The sequence below is a fragment of the Bacillus sp. NP247 genome, from assembly GCF_018966865.1.
Classification (GTDB): domain Bacteria; phylum Bacillota; class Bacilli; order Bacillales; family Bacillaceae_G; genus Bacillus_A.
In genome coordinates this window covers 2,797,441-2,812,183 of sequence record NZ_CP076653.1, presented here as the reverse complement: position 1 = coordinate 2,812,183, position 14,743 = coordinate 2,797,441, and the positions used below count along the sequence as shown (strand labels likewise).

At 40.8% G+C, this 14,743-nt stretch carries 30 protein-coding genes; all 30 read right to left on the bottom strand.

Annotated features, from left to right (window positions below; translation table 11 throughout):
* Positions 1–5: 5 nt before the first annotated feature.
* The 30 genes from rplQ to rpsJ all read right to left on the bottom strand — a co-directional run bounded on the left by rplQ (position 6) and on the right by rpsJ (position 14,695).
* Positions 6–368, bottom strand: coding sequence for a 50S ribosomal protein L17 (rplQ, locus tag KPL75_RS14845; RefSeq protein ID WP_000331490.1), 363 nt, complete (start codon positions 366–368; stop codon positions 6–8).
* Between the two features lie 35 nt (positions 369–403).
* Positions 404–1,348: a DNA-directed RNA polymerase subunit alpha gene (locus KPL75_RS14840; protein ID WP_002009743.1), complete on the bottom strand. Its 945-nt coding sequence runs from the start codon at positions 1,346–1,348 to the stop codon at positions 404–406.
* A 180-nt stretch (positions 1,349–1,528) separates the two neighbouring features.
* Positions 1,529–1,918 carry a 30S ribosomal protein S11 gene (gene rpsK / locus KPL75_RS14835; protein WP_002009745.1) on the bottom strand — a complete coding sequence of 130 codons (390 nt, stop codon included), beginning with the start codon at positions 1,916–1,918 and terminating at the stop codon, positions 1,529–1,531.
* Positions 1,919–1,942: 24 nt separating this feature from the next.
* Positions 1,943–2,308, bottom strand: a complete 366-nt coding sequence (gene rpsM, locus KPL75_RS14830) for a 30S ribosomal protein S13 (RefSeq protein ID WP_002009746.1) — start codon at positions 2,306–2,308, stop codon at positions 1,943–1,945.
* Positions 2,309–2,329: 21 nt separating this feature from the next.
* Entirely contained in the window at positions 2,330–2,443 is a 114-nt protein-coding gene (gene rpmJ, locus KPL75_RS14825; protein WP_000868344.1) for a 50S ribosomal protein L36, read from the bottom strand.
* 35 nt (positions 2,444–2,478) lie between these two features.
* On the bottom strand, positions 2,479–2,697 hold the full coding sequence (infA, locus tag KPL75_RS14820; RefSeq protein ID WP_001029884.1) for a translation initiation factor IF-1: 219 nt from the start codon (positions 2,695–2,697) through the stop codon (positions 2,479–2,481).
* A gap of 68 nt (positions 2,698–2,765) precedes the next feature.
* A complete protein-coding gene (gene map, locus KPL75_RS14815; protein ID WP_000582542.1) occupies positions 2,766–3,512 on the bottom strand; it encodes a type I methionyl aminopeptidase in 747 nt (248 codons plus the stop codon).
* Positions 3,512–4,162 (bottom strand): adenylate kinase, encoded by a 651-nt coding sequence (locus tag KPL75_RS14810; RefSeq protein ID WP_002063428.1) that lies wholly within the window; start codon positions 4,160–4,162, stop codon positions 3,512–3,514. Before KPL75_RS14810 ends, map begins: the two co-directional genes overlap by 1 nt.
* Before the next feature lie 54 nt (positions 4,163–4,216).
* Positions 4,217–5,518, bottom strand: a complete 1,302-nt coding sequence (secY, locus tag KPL75_RS14805; RefSeq protein WP_070140535.1) for a preprotein translocase subunit SecY — start codon at positions 5,516–5,518, stop codon at positions 4,217–4,219.
* Positions 5,518–5,958, bottom strand: coding sequence for a 50S ribosomal protein L15 (rplO, locus tag KPL75_RS14800; protein ID WP_002009754.1), 441 nt, complete (start codon positions 5,956–5,958; stop codon positions 5,518–5,520). Before rplO ends, secY begins: the two co-directional genes overlap by 1 nt.
* A gap of 33 nt (positions 5,959–5,991) precedes the next feature.
* A complete protein-coding gene (rpmD, locus tag KPL75_RS14795; protein WP_001085231.1) occupies positions 5,992–6,174 on the bottom strand; it encodes a 50S ribosomal protein L30 in 183 nt (60 codons plus the stop codon).
* Between the two features lie 13 nt (positions 6,175–6,187).
* Positions 6,188–6,688 (bottom strand): 30S ribosomal protein S5, encoded by a 501-nt coding sequence (gene rpsE / locus KPL75_RS14790; RefSeq protein ID WP_002009759.1) that lies wholly within the window; start codon positions 6,686–6,688, stop codon positions 6,188–6,190.
* A gap of 21 nt (positions 6,689–6,709) precedes the next feature.
* A complete protein-coding gene (gene rplR / locus KPL75_RS14785; RefSeq protein ID WP_002009761.1) occupies positions 6,710–7,072 on the bottom strand; it encodes a 50S ribosomal protein L18 in 363 nt (120 codons plus the stop codon).
* A 31-nt stretch (positions 7,073–7,103) separates the two neighbouring features.
* On the bottom strand, positions 7,104–7,643 hold the full coding sequence (gene rplF, locus KPL75_RS14780; RefSeq protein ID WP_219916820.1) for a 50S ribosomal protein L6: 540 nt from the start codon (positions 7,641–7,643) through the stop codon (positions 7,104–7,106).
* 32 nt (positions 7,644–7,675) lie between these two features.
* Positions 7,676–8,074: a 30S ribosomal protein S8 gene (gene rpsH, locus KPL75_RS14775; RefSeq protein ID WP_002091529.1), complete on the bottom strand. Its 399-nt coding sequence runs from the start codon at positions 8,072–8,074 to the stop codon at positions 7,676–7,678.
* Positions 8,075–8,103: 29 nt separating this feature from the next.
* On the bottom strand, positions 8,104–8,289 hold the full coding sequence (gene rpsN / locus KPL75_RS14770) for a 30S ribosomal protein S14 (RefSeq protein WP_001085700.1): 186 nt from the start codon (positions 8,287–8,289) through the stop codon (positions 8,104–8,106).
* A gap of 33 nt (positions 8,290–8,322) precedes the next feature.
* On the bottom strand, positions 8,323–8,862 hold the full coding sequence (gene rplE, locus KPL75_RS14765) for a 50S ribosomal protein L5 (protein WP_002091528.1): 540 nt from the start codon (positions 8,860–8,862) through the stop codon (positions 8,323–8,325).
* Positions 8,863–8,888: 26 nt separating this feature from the next.
* On the bottom strand, positions 8,889–9,200 hold the full coding sequence (gene rplX / locus KPL75_RS14760; protein WP_000558201.1) for a 50S ribosomal protein L24: 312 nt from the start codon (positions 9,198–9,200) through the stop codon (positions 8,889–8,891).
* A 38-nt stretch (positions 9,201–9,238) separates the two neighbouring features.
* Positions 9,239–9,607, bottom strand: a complete 369-nt coding sequence (rplN, locus tag KPL75_RS14755; RefSeq protein ID WP_000615912.1) for a 50S ribosomal protein L14 — start codon at positions 9,605–9,607, stop codon at positions 9,239–9,241.
* Between the two features lie 43 nt (positions 9,608–9,650).
* Complete coding sequence (gene rpsQ / locus KPL75_RS14750; RefSeq protein WP_002091526.1) at positions 9,651–9,914, bottom strand: 30S ribosomal protein S17; 264 nt, start codon at positions 9,912–9,914, stop codon at positions 9,651–9,653.
* A 20-nt stretch (positions 9,915–9,934) separates the two neighbouring features.
* Complete coding sequence (rpmC, locus tag KPL75_RS14745) at positions 9,935–10,135, bottom strand: 50S ribosomal protein L29 (protein WP_000855718.1); 201 nt, start codon at positions 10,133–10,135, stop codon at positions 9,935–9,937.
* Positions 10,125–10,559 carry a 50S ribosomal protein L16 gene (gene rplP / locus KPL75_RS14740; RefSeq protein ID WP_000928969.1) on the bottom strand — a complete coding sequence of 145 codons (435 nt, stop codon included), beginning with the start codon at positions 10,557–10,559 and terminating at the stop codon, positions 10,125–10,127. The genes rpmC and rplP overlap by 11 nt, the downstream gene beginning before the upstream one ends.
* Position 10,560: 1 nt before the next feature.
* The gene (gene rpsC / locus KPL75_RS14735; RefSeq protein ID WP_000529958.1) at positions 10,561–11,220 is read right to left on the bottom strand and encodes a 30S ribosomal protein S3; all 660 of its coding nucleotides are present in this window, start codon (positions 11,218–11,220) and stop codon (positions 10,561–10,563) included.
* Between the two features lie 3 nt (positions 11,221–11,223).
* Entirely contained in the window at positions 11,224–11,565 is a 342-nt protein-coding gene (gene rplV, locus KPL75_RS14730; RefSeq protein ID WP_001148024.1) for a 50S ribosomal protein L22, read from the bottom strand.
* Between the two features lie 17 nt (positions 11,566–11,582).
* A complete protein-coding gene (rpsS, locus tag KPL75_RS14725; RefSeq protein ID WP_000124454.1) occupies positions 11,583–11,861 on the bottom strand; it encodes a 30S ribosomal protein S19 in 279 nt (92 codons plus the stop codon).
* Between the two features lie 60 nt (positions 11,862–11,921).
* Positions 11,922–12,752 (bottom strand): 50S ribosomal protein L2, encoded by an 831-nt coding sequence (gene rplB / locus KPL75_RS14720; protein ID WP_000511584.1) that lies wholly within the window; start codon positions 12,750–12,752, stop codon positions 11,922–11,924.
* Between the two features lie 28 nt (positions 12,753–12,780).
* Positions 12,781–13,071: a 50S ribosomal protein L23 gene (gene rplW, locus KPL75_RS14715; RefSeq protein WP_001205557.1), complete on the bottom strand. Its 291-nt coding sequence runs from the start codon at positions 13,069–13,071 to the stop codon at positions 12,781–12,783.
* The gene (gene rplD / locus KPL75_RS14710; protein WP_001127261.1) at positions 13,071–13,694 is read right to left on the bottom strand and encodes a 50S ribosomal protein L4; all 624 of its coding nucleotides are present in this window, start codon (positions 13,692–13,694) and stop codon (positions 13,071–13,073) included. The genes rplW and rplD overlap by 1 nt, the downstream gene beginning before the upstream one ends.
* Before the next feature lie 25 nt (positions 13,695–13,719).
* Positions 13,720–14,352, bottom strand: coding sequence for a 50S ribosomal protein L3 (gene rplC / locus KPL75_RS14705; protein WP_000160209.1), 633 nt, complete (start codon positions 14,350–14,352; stop codon positions 13,720–13,722).
* Between the two features lie 34 nt (positions 14,353–14,386).
* Positions 14,387–14,695 carry a 30S ribosomal protein S10 gene (gene rpsJ, locus KPL75_RS14700; protein ID WP_001040595.1) on the bottom strand — a complete coding sequence of 103 codons (309 nt, stop codon included), beginning with the start codon at positions 14,693–14,695 and terminating at the stop codon, positions 14,387–14,389.
* Positions 14,696–14,743 lie beyond the last annotated feature (48 nt).

Sequence of the window (14,743 nt, the reverse complement as noted above, 5' to 3'; positions counted from 1 at the left end):
CATCATTATACTAACTCGATAATTACCATTGGTGCTGCGTCTCCGCGACGTGGACCAATTTTTGCAATACGAGTGTATCCGCCTTGGCGCTCAGCATAGCGTGGAGCTACATCAGCGAATAATTTTTGAAGTGCATCTTGACCAGTCTCAGCGTTAGCAACCTCATTACGGATGAAAGCTGCTGCTTGACGACGAGCATGAAGATCTCCGCGTTTACCTAAAGTGATCATTTTTTCCACTACAGAACGAAGTTCTTTTGCACGAGTTTCTGTCGTTTGGATGCGCTCGTTGATAATTAAATCAGTAGCTAAATCACGTAACATAGCTTTACGTTGCGCACTTGTACGGCCTAATTTTCTGTATGCCATTCGTAGTTCCCTCCTTTGTTGATGGGTTTAAATCCTCAGTCGTCTTTACGTAAACCTAAACCTAATTCCTCAAGTTTATGTTTAACTTCTTCTAAGGATTTACGTCCTAAGTTACGAACTTTCATCATATCTTCTTCTGTTTTGTTCGCAAGCTCTTGTACAGTATTAATTCCTGCACGTTTTAGGCAATTATAAGAACGAACAGAAAGATCCAGTTCTTCGATAGTCATCTCTAGAACTTTTTCTTTTTGATCTTCTTCCTTCTCGACCATAATCTCAGCATTTTGTGCTTCGTCAGTTAAACCAACAAAGATATTTAAATGCTCAGTTAAGATTTTGGCACCTAAAGAGATAGCTTCTTTTGGCCCGATGCTTCCATCCGTCCATACATCAAGCGTAAGCTTATCATAATTAGCCACTTGTCCGACACGTGTCTTTTCCACTTGGTAAGTAACACGTGATACTGGAGTATAAATAGAATCAATAGGAATTACTCCTATTGGTTGATCTTCGCTTTTATTTGCATCAGCTGGCGTATACCCACGGCCACGCTTTGCAGTTAAACGCATGCGGAAATGCGCATTTTTTGCTAACGTCGCAATGTGTAAATCTGGATTTAAGATTTCAACATCACTATCGTGAGTAATATCAGCAGCTGTGACAATACCTTCGCCCTGTACATCGATTTCCAACGTCTTCTCTTCTTCAGAGTAGATTTTAAGAGCTAACTTTTTCAAGTTTAAGATCATCGTAGTAACATCCTCTACTACGCCCTCAACTGTTGAAAATTCGTGTAAAACGCCATCGATTTGGATAGCAGTTACAGCGGCACCAGGGAGTGAGGATAAAAGAATACGACGTAAGGAGTTACCCAAAGTAGTACCATATCCACGCTCAAGCGGTTCAATCACGAATTTGCCATACTTAGCATCTTCGTTAAGTTCAACCGTTTCGATTTTCGGTTTTTCGATTTCAATCATTAACTAAACCCTCCTTCAAAACGTCGAAACCTCGGTTAAACAAAGGAAGAACCTCTGTTCAACCGAAAGTCCCCCTTAGGCAGTTCCCGATTGTGCACAACAAGCGATGTTTCTGTACGAAATTTCTCGATAATGCATCATATCCATTATAGACAAAAGGGAAAATTCTATACAGAAAAATTACACACGACGACGTTTTGGTGGACGACATCCATTATGAGGAACTGGAGTAACATCTCTAATTGCTGTTACTTCTAGACCTGCCGCTTGAAGAGCACGAATTGCAGCTTCACGACCAGCACCAGGACCTTTAACAGTAACCTCTAAAGTTTTTAAACCATGCTCCATTGCAACTTTAGAAGCAGCTTCAGCAGCCATTTGCGCAGCGAATGGAGTAGATTTACGAGATCCACGGAAACCAAGTGCACCAGCACTAGACCAAGAAAGTGCGTTACCGTGAGTATCTGTAAGTGTTACGATTGTGTTGTTGAAAGTAGAACGAATATGAGCTATACCAGCTTCAATATTCTTTTTCACACGTTTTTTACGAGTGTTTGTTTTACGTGCCATTGTTAGTTCAACCTCCTTTACTTATTATTTCTTTTTATTTGCTACTGTACGACGTGGACCTTTACGTGTACGAGCATTGTTTTTAGAGTTTTGACCACGAACTGGTAAACCACGACGGTGACGAAGACCACGGTAAGAACCGATCTCCATTAGACGTTTAATGTTAAGAGATACTTCACGACGAAGATCTCCCTCAACTTTAATACGATCGATGATATCACGGATACGTCCTAATTCATCTTCCGATAAATCACGAACTCGTGTTTCCGAAGAAATACCAGCTTCTGTAAGAATTTTTTCAGCAGTTGTGCGACCAATGCCGAATACGTAAGTTAAAGAAATAACAACGCGCTTGTCACGAGGAATATCTACACCTGCGATACGTGCCATTCTGAATGCACCTCCTTCTGATTAACCTTGTTTTTGTTTATGTTTAGGGTTTTCACAAATAACCATTACTTTTCCACGTCTACGAATAACTTTACATTTTTCGCAGATTGGTTTAACTGACGGTCTTACTTTCATGTCTCGAACCTCCTTAAAGATTACGGAGTGCTATATTATTTAAAACGGTACGTAATACGACCACGATTTAAATCGTACGGAGATAATTCTACCGTAACTTTGTCTCCTGGTAAAATACGAATGAAGTTCATACGGATTTTACCAGAAACGTGAGCCAATACGACATGCCCATTCTCTAATTCTACTTTGAACATAGCATTTGGCAACGTTTCAAGAACGGTACCTTCGACTTCAATTACATCATCTTTAGCCATTCAATAGTTCTCCCTTCTTCAAATCAGTAACATTTTACACTGCTCTGAAATCCCGGAGAGCCAGCTACTTATAAAGTGGTAAGGATTTCGTATCCTGCTTCTGTAAGAGCAATCGTGTGCTCAAAGTGTGCACACCATTTACCATCTACCGTTACCACTGTCCAGTCATCAGATAGTGTTTTTACATATCGTCTTCCTTGATTCACCATCGGCTCAACACAGATGACCATTCCCGGCTTTAATCTAGGGCCTCTATTTGGTGGACCATAGTGCGGGATTTGAGGGTCCTCATGTAAGTCTTGCCCGATTCCGTGACCAACATACTCCCTAACGATCGAGAACCCATTCTCTTCAGCATGTGTTTGAACCGCATGCGAGATATTTGATAATCTTTCGCCTGGTTTTACTTGTTCTAGACCAAGATACAACGATTTTTCTGTGACATCAAGTAGCTTTTGAACAGATTCAGAAATGTTTCCAACTGGATACGTCCATGCAGAATCTCCATGGTACCCATTGTATTTCGCACCAATATCGATACTGATGATATCGCCCTCTTCGAGCTTACGCTTCCCTGGAATCCCGTGTACAAGCTCTTCATTTACAGAAGCACATATGCTCCCCGGAAATCCGTTGTATCCTTTAAAAGATGGCGTAGCACCATATTTTCGAATCGTCTTTTCCGCTATTTGATCGAGCTCTTTCGTTGTAATTCCTGGAGTAATATGTTGTTTCAACTCTTGATGAGTTAAAGCAACGATCCTGCCAGCTTCTCGCATGATTTCTATCTCGCGAGGAGTTTTGCAGATGATCATTACGCTAAGCCTCCGATGAGAACATCGATATCAGCAAATACTTTATTGATATCTTGCTCACCATTAATGCTTTGTAAGTAACCAAGCTCCTCGTAGAAATCAAGCAAAGGTTTTGTTTGCTTAATATTTACATCTAAACGATTTGCTACAGTTTCTTCATTGTCATCAGAGCGTTGATATAATTCGCCACCACATTTATCGCACACATCAGCTTTTGCTGGTGGATTGAATTCTAAGTGGTAAGTCGCACCGCACTCTTTACAAATGCGACGGCCTGTAAGGCGTGTTAATAACAACCCTGAATCCACATTAATGTTTAAAACATAGTCGATTTTTTTGCCAAGATCTTTCATAATCTCTTCAAGAGCTGATGCTTGTGCAACGGTTCGTGGGAAACCATCTAATAAGAAGCCTTTAATACAGTCTTCCTGACTTAAACGTTCACGAACAATTCCGATTGTAACTTCATCTGGAACAAGCGCACCTTTATCAATAAAAGATTTTGCTTGTAAACCAAGTTCAGTTTCAGCCTTCATAGCTGCACGGAACATATCTCCTGTTGAGATGTGAGGGATGTTATACTTGGCAACAATCTGTTCGGCTTGTGTACCTTTACCAGCACCAGGAAGCCCCATTAAAATTAAGTTCATCCTTGTTCCCCCTCAGTACATGAGCATGTAGGGAAGACAATTCTTCCCACTTACTCACTGCTTGATAAACCCTTTGTAATGGCGTTTTACCAATTGGCTTTCTAGCTGCTTCATTGTTTCTAAAGCAACGCCGACAACGATTAACATACTCGTTCCACCAATCTGTGCAGATGGAGGAAGATTTCCCAATTTCGTAAAGATAACTGGTAATATTGCAATCGCTGCTAGGAAAATTGATCCCACAAAGGTCAAACGATACAAGATTTTTGTTAGATATTGTTCTGTATTCTTACCCGGACGAATACCTGGAACATATCCACCTTGCTTGTTTAGATTCTCTGACATTTGCTCTGGATTAACCTGAACAAATGCATAGAAATATGTGAAGGCTACAATGAGCGCAACATATATAATCATTCCCACTGGGTGAGAATAGTTAAAGTTTGCAATAATCCACTGCGACACATCATGTTTCGGGAAGAACTGTGCAATAGTTGGAGGCGTAATTAAGAATGAAACAGCAAAAATGACTGGAATAACACCCGCACTATTTACCTTAAGTGGTAAATGAGTGTTTTGTGCTCCAGCATGATTCCCATTCCCTCCTGTTACACGCTTCGCATATTGAATTGGAATCTTTCTAACAGCCTGTTGAATGAAAATAACACCAACAATAACTGCTAGCACAGCTAGTAAAATCAATGCAACTTTAACGATACTCATGAACAATTGATCTCCGATATTTTGAAACTGTTGTTGATACACTTGAGATATAACACTTGGGATCGCTGCGGCAATACCACCAAAGATGAGGATGGAAATACCATTACCTACACCTTTAGATGTAATCTGTTCACCTAACCACATTAAAAATGCAGTACCAGCAGTCAGTACCGTAGCAATGTATAAATAAGTGCTCCAACCAGGATTCAAAATTAATTGCCCACCTACCATACCGTTAAAACCGATCGACATACCAAACCCCTGAATAAACGCAAGAACAATTGTAAAGTAACGCGTGAATTGCGTTAGTTTACGACGGCCCATTTCACCTTGCTTCGACCATTCCGAAAATTTAGGAACAACATCCATCTGCAATAATTGCACGATGATGGATGCTGTAATATACGGCATGATTCCCATCGCGAAGATGGAGAAGTTCTTCAAGGCGCCACCGCCAAATGTATTTAGTATACCTAAGGCATTTAATTGATCTTGTGCTTTCAGTACGTCTCCATTTGTAAATGGCACTGGGATAAACGTGCCAATCCTGAATACGATTAACATCGCTAAAGTGAATAATATTTTACGTCTTATCTCAGCAACGCGCATAAAGTTGGAGATTGTACGAAACATTAGATCACCTCAACTGATCCGCCAGCTGCTTCAATTGCTTCTTTAGCACTTGAAGAGAACTTGTGCGCTTTAACAGTTAATTTTTTCTCTACTGCTCCGCTTGCAAGAATTTTAACACCGTCGTTTAATTTGCTGATAACGCCAGTTTCCAGCAATAATTCAGGTGTTACTTCTGTACCATCTTCAAAACGATTTAACGTTGATAAGTTTACAATAGTAAACTCTTTACGGTTAATGTTTGTGAAGCCGCGTTTTGGTAAACGACGGAATAGTGGAGTTTGACCACCTTCGAAGCCAAGACGAACACCGCCGCCAGAACGTGCGTTTTGTCCTTTATGACCTCTACCAGCAGTTTTACCGTTACCAGAACCGATACCACGACCGACACGGTTACGTACTTTACGAGAACCTTCTGCAGGTTTTAATTCATGAAGTTTCATTCCCAGGCACCTCCTTATATTAATGAGTTATCCTTAAGCTTCTTTTACAGTTATAAGGTGAGAAACTTTGTTGATCATACCAAGAATAGCAGGAGTTTCTTCCTTAACTACAGTTGAATTCAACTTTTTAAGACCTAAAGCTTCTACCGTCGCACGTTGATCTTGTGGACGACCAATTACACTACGAGTGAGGGTAATTTCTAACTTTTTCGCCATTTGTTTTCCCTCCTTAACCTAGTAGCTCTTCTACAGATTTACCGCGTAATTTTGCAACATCTTCAGCGCGCTTAAGTTCGCTTAATCCGTTCACAGTAGCGCGAATCATGTTGATTGGTGTGTTAGAACCAAGAGATTTCGAAAGAATATCTTGTACACCAGCTAATTCTAGTACCGCACGAACAGGTCCACCAGCAATAACACCAGTACCCTCAGCAGCAGGTTTTAAGAATACTTCACCAGCTCCAAAATGACCGTTGATTGTGTGTGGAATTGTTGTACCAACTAATGGTACTGCGATTAGGTTTTTCTTAGCGTCTTCGATAGCTTTACGGATTGCGTCTGGTACCTCTTGTGCTTTACCAGTACCGAATCCAACATGACCGTTTTTATCGCCAACTACAACTAGTGCAGCAAAGCGGAAACGACGACCACCCTTAACAACTTTCGCGACACGATTTATCGTAACTACACGTTCTTCAAGTTCTAATTTACTTGGGTCAATGCGTTGCATCAATTTTCCCTCCTTTGACCATTAAAATTGTAATCCAGCCTCACGAGCAGCTTCAGCTAGAGCTTTAACACGGCCATGGTATAAGTAACCACCGCGATCAAATACTACTTCTTTAACGCCTTTCTCTACAGCACGCTTAGCAACTGATTCTCCAACTTTCGTAGCAGCTTCAGTATTGCTAGTACCGTTAAGAGCAAGGTCTTTATCAAGAGTAGATGCACTTACTAATGTTACACCATTTACATCATCAATAACTTGAGCGTAAATATGTTGGTTAGAACGGTACACGTTTAAACGTGGACGTTCTGCAGTACCAGTAAGTTTAGCACGTACACGTGCATGTCTTTTCTTACGAGTCGCATTTTTAGCAGCTTTAGTGATCATTCTTGTCACTCCTTTCTTTCACCTAACGGGTTTACTTAGCAGTTTTACCTTCTTTACGACGAACAACTTCGCCTTCGTAACGAATACCTTTACCTTTATATGGTTCAGGAGCACGTACAGCACGGATGTTAGCAGCAAATTCGCCAACACGTTGCTTGTCGATACCTTTAATTACGATTTTAGTTGGTACAGGTACTTCAACTTCAAGTCCTGCTTCTGGAGTCATTTCTACTGGATGAGAATAACCTACGCTTAAAACAAGTTTATCACCTTGTTTTTGAGCACGGTAACCAACACCGACTAATTCAAGTCCGCGTGCGAAACCTGCAGTTACACCTTCAACCATGTTTCCGATTAAAGCACGAGTTGTACCGTGTAGTGCACGGTGTTCCTTCTGTTCAGATGGACGCTCAACTGTTAGTGTATTTTCTTCAATTTTGATAGACATATCAGTTTTGAAAGTACGAGTTAATTCACCTTTAGGGCCTTTTACTGTTACAGTATTGTCTTCTGCAACTGTAATAGTAACACCTGCAGGGATTTCAAGAATCTTTTTACCAATACGAGACATGTGGTCACACCTCCGTTCGTTTTAAATATATATTACCAAACGTATGCTACTACTTCTCCACCAGTTTGTAATTGACGAGCATCTTTGTCTGTCATTACTCCCTTAGATGTAGAAACAAGAGCGATACCTAATCCGTTAAGTACACGTGGTACTTCATCAGCTTTTGCGTAAACGCGTAAGCCAGGTTTACTGATACGTTTTAATCCAGTGATTACACGTTCATTGTTTGCACCATATTTCAGGAAAATACGAAGGATACCTTGTTTGTTATCCCCGATGTATTCTACATCACGAATGAAACCTTCACGTTTTAAAAGATCAGCGATCTCTTTTTTGATTTTAGAAGCAGGAACCTCTAATTTCTCATGACGTACCATATTCGCATTACGGATGCGAGTAAGCATGTCTGCAATTGGATCTGTCATCACCATGTGTTTTACCTCCTTCCCATTTGTGGGTTTTACCAACTAGCTTTTTTAACACCAGGAATTTGACCTTTATATGCAAGTTCACGGAAACAAATACGGCAAAGCTTAAATTTGCGGTATACAGAATGCGGACGACCGCAGCGTTCGCAACGTGTATACTCTTGTACTTTAAACTTAGGAGTACGCTTTTGTTTCGCGATCATAGATTTTTTAGCCACGTTTTCGCCTCCTCTACTTAGCGTTGGCTTCCATTATTTTTGGAATGGCATACCGAATTGTGTTAAAAGTTCACGAGCTTCTTCATCAGTTTTCGCTGTAGTAACGATTACGATGTCCATACCGCGGACTTTACTTACTTTATCATAATCAATCTCAGGGAAAATTAGTTGCTCTTTAACACCTAATGTGTAGTTCCCGCGACCATCGAATGATTTCTTAGAAACACCACGGAAATCACGTACACGTGGTAAAGAAACTGATACTAATTTGTCGAAGAACTCATACATTTGTTGTCCGCGTAAAGTTACTTTCGCACCGATTGGCATACCTTCACGAAGACGGAAACCAGCGATTGATTTTTTAGCGCGAGTTACAACAGGTTTTTGACCTGCGATTTGAGTTAATTCTTCTACTGCATTGTCTAAAGCTTTTGAGTTAGATACCGCGTCACCAACACCAGTGTTGATTACGATCTTTTCGATTTTCGGTACTTCCATCACAGATTTATAGTTAAACTTGCTCATTAGAGCAGGAGTAATTTCCTTTTGGAACTTCTCTTTAAGGCGATTCAATGAAGTGACCTCCTTTCTTAAGAAAATTATTTATCTAATAATTCACCAGATTTTTTTGCAATACGAACTTTTTTACCATCTTCTACTTTGAAGCCTACGCGAGTAGGTTCGCCTGTTTTCGGATCTAATACCATAACATTAGAAACGTGAATAGGTGCTTCTTTCGTAATAATTCCACCTTGTGGATTTAATTGAGATGGCTTAGAGTGTTTTTTAACGATGTTAACACCCTCAACGATAACACGGTTTTGCTTTGGGAAAGCCACAAGGATAACGCCTTGTTTTCCTTTGTCTTTACCAGTGATTACCTGAACTTTATCACCTTTTTTTACATGCATCTTAATTCTGCACCTCCTTAGCAAGGCAATACCTTAAATTATAGAACTTCTGGAGCTAAAGAAACGATCTTCATGAAGTTGCTATCACGTAATTCACGAGCTACTGGTCCGAAGATACGAGTACCACGTGGGCTCTTATCGTCTTTGATGATAACCGCTGCGTTTTCATCAAATTTAATGTAAGAACCGTCCGGACGACGAGCTCCGCTCTTCGTACGTACCACTACTGCCTTAACAACGTCACCTTTTTTAACAACGCCACCTGGTGTTGCTTGTTTTACCGTAGCAACGATAATATCACCAATGTTAGCATATTTACGACCAGAGCCGCCCAATACTTTAATTGTTAAAAGTTCACGTGCACCAGAGTTGTCAGCAACTTTCAAACGAGATTCTTGTTGGATCATGTTATGAAACCTCCCTTCGGACTAAAAATTCCGATTCGTCTATTTAGATAACAACCGCTTCTTCAACGATTTCAACTAAACGGAAACGCTTAGTAGCAGAAAGCGGGCGAGTTTCCATGATTTTAACGATATCGCCAAGTTTTGCTTGGTTTTGCTCATCATGGGCTTTGTACTTTTTAGAATACTTAACACGTTTTCCGTACAAGGAATGAGTTTTGTAAGTTTCAACTAAAACTGTAATCGTTTTGTCCATTTTATCAGACACAACACGACCAGTATAAACTTTGCGTTGGTTACGTTCGCTCACTATGCAAACCTCCCCTCAATTTATCGATTAATTCCGATCTCTCTTTCACGAACTACAGTTTTCATACGAGCAATCGCTTTACGCACTTCACGGATGCGAGTTGGATTCTCTAATTGTCCTGTAGCAAGTTGGAAGCGAAGATTGAATAATTCTTCCTTTAAAGCTTTAACTTTTGTTTCGATTTCGGCAGTGGTTAATTCACGAATATCATTAGTTTTCATTAGATTCACCACCATTTTCTTCACGTTTTACGAATTTACATTTCACAGGTAACTTGTGAGCTGCAAGACGTAATGCTTCGCGTGCTACCTCTTCAGATACACCCGCGATTTCAAACATAATTTTCCCAGGTTTTACTACTGCTACCCAGCCTTCTGGTGCCCCTTTACCGGAACCCATACGTACTTCTAGAGGTTTTGCAGTGTAAGGTTTAGAAGGGAAAATTTTAATCCATACTTTACCGCCACGTTTCATGTAACGAGTCATTGCACGACGAGCAGCTTCGATTTGACGGTTTGTAATCCATGAAGCAGCTTGTGCTTGTAAACCGAATTCACCGAAAGCAATTTCAGTTCCACCTTTTGCACGACCACGCATTTTACCACGATGCTCTCTACGATATTTTACGCGTTTTGGCATTAACATATTATTTTCCTCCTTCCTCAGAAGCTTTCTTTTTTGTAGGAAGGACTTCTCCACGGTAGATCCATACTTTTACGCCTAATTTACCGTATGTTGTATCAGCTTCAACTGCTGCATAGTCAATATCAGCGCGAAGTGTATGAAGTGGAACAGTTCCTTCACTGTAAGATTCAGCACGAGCGATATCAGCTCCGCCAAGACGACCAGAAACCTGTGTTTTAATACCTTTTGCTCCTGCACGCATAGCACGTTGAATAACTTGCTTTTGTGCACGACGGAATGATACACGGTTTTCTAATTGACGAGCGATGTTTTCGCCTACTAATTTAGCGTTAAGATCAGCTCTCTTAACTTCTAAAATGTTAATGTGTACACGCTTGCCTGTTAATTGGTTAAGTGCTTTACGAAGTGCTTCAACTTCAGTACCACCTTTACCAATTACCATACCAGGTTTTGCAGTGTGAATTGTAACATTTACACGATTTGCTGCACGTTCGATTTCTACTTTAGCAACAGCAGAATCTTTTAAGCGTACAGTAATGTACTCACGGATTTTGATGTCTTCATGTAATAATGTAGCGTAATCTTTCTCAGCGAACCAACGAGATTCCCAGTCACGGATAACACCGACACGAAGACCAATTGGATTAACCTTCTGACCCATCGATTATCCCTCCTTCTTTTCTGATACCACAACTGTGATGTGGCTTGTGCGTTTGTTAATTTGGCTTGCACGGCCCATTGCACGTGGACGGAAACGTTTCAACGTTGGACCTTCGTCAACGAAGACTTTTTCAACAACTAGGTTGTTAATATCCATCTCATAATTGTGCTCTGCATTTGCGATTGCAGATTTTAAAACTTTTTCTACAACTGGAGAAGCAGTTTTTGGTGTGTGGTTAAGGATAGCAATCGCTTCACCCACTTGCTTACCTCGGATTAAGTCTACTACTAAACGAACTTTACGAGGAGCAATACGAACTGTTCTCGCTACTGCTTTAGCTTGCATTGAAGTGCCTCCTCTCATTATCTTCTAGTTTTCTTATCGTCAGCAAGGTGACCTTTATACGTACGAGTTGGTGCGAATTCACCTAACTTATGGCCAACCATATCCTCAGTGATGTACACAGGTACGTGTTTACGACCATCATATACAGCGATTGTGTGTCCGATGAACTGAGGGAAGATAGTTGAACGGCGAGACCAAGTTTTAACAACTTGTTTTTGCTCAGATGCAACTAATTTTTCCATTTTGCTCATTAAGTGATCATCGACAAATGGTCCTTTTTTTAAGCTACGAGCCATTTTGGTGCCTCCCTTCGTGATTGGCGTACGGTTCTTGAAGCGAACCGTACTACAATCCCATTATTTTTTACGACGACGAACGATAAATTTATCAGACGCTTTGTTTTTCTTACGAGTCTTGAATCCAAGAGTTGGTTTACCCCATGGAGACATTGGAGACTTACGTCCGATTGGAGAGCGACCTTCACCACCACCGTGTGGGTGATCAACCGGGTTCATTACAGAACCACGAACTGTTGGGCGCTTACCTAACCAGCGAGAGCGACCTGCTTTACCGATTTTGATAAGTTCGTGTTGTTCGTTACCAACTTGACCGATTGAAGCGCGACAAGCAGATAATACAAGACGTACTTCACCAGAAGTTAAACGTACAAGTACGTATTTTCCTTCTTTACCAAGTACTTGAGCAGATGTACCAGCAGAACGAACTAATTGTCCGCCACGACCAGGCTTAAGCTCGATGTTATGAACAACAGTACCTACTGGAATGTTGATTAATGGTAATGCGTTACCGATTTTAATGTCAGCTTCAGGGCCAGACATAACTTCCATACCTACTTCTAAAGTTTTAGGAGCAAGAATGTAACGTTTTTCACCGTCAACGTAGTTAATTAATGCGATATTCGCAGAGCGGTTTGGATCATATTCGATCGTAGCAACGCGTCCTGGAATTCCATCTTTATTACGCTTAAAGTCGATGATACGGTATTGACGCTTATGTCCGCCACCTTGATGACGTACAGTAATTTTACCTTGGTTATTACGACCAGCCTTTTTGCTTAAAGGAGCAAGTAAAGACTTTTCCGGTCTGTCAGTCGTGATTTCAGCGAAATCATTCGTAGTCATGTTACGACGACCGTTAGTAGTTGGATTATACTTTTTAATTCCCATCTCAATTTCCCTCCTTCTTTAGTAAGAATTAAACGCCTTGGAAGATTTCGATTTCTTTGCTGTCAGCAGTTAGCTTAACGATTGCTTTACGACGACGGCTAGTAAAACCAGCGTGACGACCAACACGTTTTGCTTTCGGCTTGTAGTTCATGATGTTTACTTTGTCTACATTAACACCAAAGATCGCTTCAATAGCGTCTTTAACTTCTGTTTTATTAGATTTAACGTCCACGTCGAACGTGTATTTTTTTTCAGCCATCATTTCCATAGAACGTTCAGTGATAACTGGGCGCTTAATGATATCACGAGGATCTCTCATTATGCAAGCACCTCCTCTACTTTTTCCACTGCCGCTTTTGTCATGATTAGCTTATCATGATGAAGCACATCTAGCACGTTTACGCCATCAGCAGTGATTACTGTTACTCCAGGGATATTGCGAGCAGATAACTCTACAGATTCGTTTGCATCAGCAGTTACGATAAGAGCTTTCTTCTCAACAGTTAATCCTTTAAGTACTGCTACCATGTCTTTTGTTTTTGGTGCATTTAACACTAGGTCCTCAAGAACTACAATGTTGTTCTCAACTACTTTAGTAGCTAATGCAGATTTAATCGCTAAACGACGAACTTTCTTAGGAAGTTTGTACGCATAGCTTCTTGGTGTAGGTCCGAATACCGTACCACCACCACGCCATTGAGGAGAGCGGATAGAACCTTGACGAGCACGTCCAGTTCCTTTTTGACGCCATGGTTTACGACCACCACCGCGAACTTCAGAGCGAGTTTTTACTTTGTGTGTACCTTGACGTAAAGATGCACGTTGCATCATTACAGCTTCGAAAAGTACAGCTTCATTTGGTTCGATACCGAAAATAGCTTCAGCTAATTCGATTTCACCAACCTGTGAACCAGTTTGGTTATATACAGTAACTTTTGGCATTGGAATTCCTCCTTCCTATTGTGAATTATTTGCTAACCTTCACAGCGCCTTGAACAACTACAAGAGATTTCTTAGCACCTGGAACGTTACCTTTTACTAGTAATAAGTTGCGCTCAGTGTCAACTTGAACGATTTCTAAGTTTTGGATAGTAACTTGGTCTCCACCCATACGTCCAGCAAGTTTTTTGCCTTTGAATACACGGTTCGGAGCAACTGGGCCCATTGAACCTGGACGACGGTGATAGCGAGAACCATGAGACATAGGTCCGCGAGATTGTCCGTGGCGTTTGATAACACCTTGGAAACCTTTACCTTTAGAAATTCCTGTTACGTCAACGATTTCACCTGCAGCGAAAACTTCAACTTTTACCTCTTGACCAACCTCTAATCCGTCCACGTCTGCATCGCGGATTTCGCGAATGAAGCGCTTAGGAGTTGTAGATGCTTTAGCAGTGTGGCCTTGTTCAGGTTTGTTAGTTAACTTTTCACGTTTGTCTTCGAATCCTAACTGGATTGCATTGTAGCCATCAGTTTCAGTTGTTTTCTTTTGAAGAACAACGTTTGGATTAGCAGCGATTACCGTTACTGGGATTAACTCACCGTTCTCAGCAAATACTTGAGTCATACCGATCTTTCTTCCTAAGATTCCTTTGGTCATGAGTTACACCTCCTACATTTTTAAGTTATATAAATTATAGTTTAATTTCGATATCTACACCAGACGGTAAGTCTAAACGCATTAATGAATCTACTGTTTGTGGAGTAGGACTCACGATATCGATTAAACGTTTGTGTGTGCGCATTTCGAATTGCTCACGAGAATCTTTGTACTTATGAACAGCACGAAGAATTGTGTAAATAGTCTTCTCAGTTGGTAATGGGATCGGACCAGAAACTGTTGCCCCAGAACGCTTAGCTGTTTCTACAATTTTCTCAGCTGATTGATCAAGAATACGGTGATCATAAGCTTTTAAACGGATACGAATTTTTTCTTTTGCCATTATTTTCCCTCCTTCGTTCGCCTATTTCTAAAATAGACCTTCTCCATG